The sequence below is a fragment of the Flavobacterium sp. TAB 87 genome, from assembly GCF_001529295.1.
Lineage (GTDB): Bacteria > Bacteroidota > Bacteroidia > Flavobacteriales > Flavobacteriaceae > Flavobacterium.
In genome coordinates, this window is record NZ_LLWK01000001.1 from 1 (window position 1) to 1006 (window position 1006).

Sequence of the window (1006 nt, forward strand, 5' to 3'; positions counted from 1 at the left end):
TGTTTACCTCCTTGTTTGCATATTCTGACTCGTCCTCTTATACTACTTCCACTTTGATATTCGGTCGGACTCAAACCGGCATAAGAGATCAATTGTTTATAAGAATTCATGTCTTTGAACCCCTTGGTATAGATAATTAATTCGGCTGAAGCCCTACTTCCAATTCCTTTTACACTCTGTACTAACTTAAGTGTTTCTCCCTCCCATTGAACTAGTTTCTCTTGTAATTCAAGTTCTATATTTTGCTTCTCTTGTCTTAGTTCTTTGATGATTTTTTGAAAGCTTTTTTATACTGATTTTGTATCAAAAGGATACTTTTTTAAGCTATGAATCTGATTGCTAAATTTGGTTATTTCCTTGGTTAAATCATGTATAGCATTGTTTAATGAACGGCACTCAAAGTAAGTGTGATCAGGCATTTGATACAATTCTGGATTGCGATTCAATCCATATTCATAGATGTGTTTGGCATCTTTTTTATCGGATTTATTACGCTCTAAATACATCTGGATATAACGCTTGATTTGAAGTGCATTTACCACACTGAATTTTATATTTTTTTTATTCAAAAAGAAGATAAATCGTAAATGATAAACTCCTGTAGATTCCATAACAAAATGGGTCTCTTTATCAGATTCTTTGAGCAATTCTCTAAATCCAGCTACCGAATTGGACACTTGTAAATGTTGTTCAATTCCCTTCTTGTTTTTAAAATAAGCATCTAAGGTTTCATTAGAAACATCAATACCACAATAGTTGTTTTTCTCTTCCATTTTATATAATTTTATTCTTAATTAAGAGAACAAACTCTTGCACAACAACCAACGATCCTAACACGAACTTTATGTTCAAATAAACTGTACGGTTTGAAGCAAGAAATGAGCAGGGATAATCATGTTAGTGAAGCTATAATGCCTAAGCCGTTTGCCTATCTTGCTCTGCTCATTTTGTTCTTTCTTATCTTAACTTTTAAGTACTTAAATATATGAATTTACAAACATAGGAG

Annotated in this window: 2 protein-coding genes; both read right to left on the reverse strand. The window is 32.1% G+C overall.

Features of this window, described 5'->3' with window-relative positions; genetic code table 11:
• On the reverse strand, nucleotides 1–272 hold a 272-nt coding region (locus AP058_RS17265), incomplete at its 3' end, for a transposase (protein WP_157492501.1).
• A gap of 15 nt (nucleotides 273–287) precedes the next feature.
• Nucleotides 288–773, reverse strand: coding sequence for a transposase (locus AP058_RS00005; RefSeq protein WP_066305294.1), 486 nt, complete (start codon nucleotides 771–773; stop codon nucleotides 288–290).
• Nucleotides 774–1006: the final 233 nt, after the last annotated feature.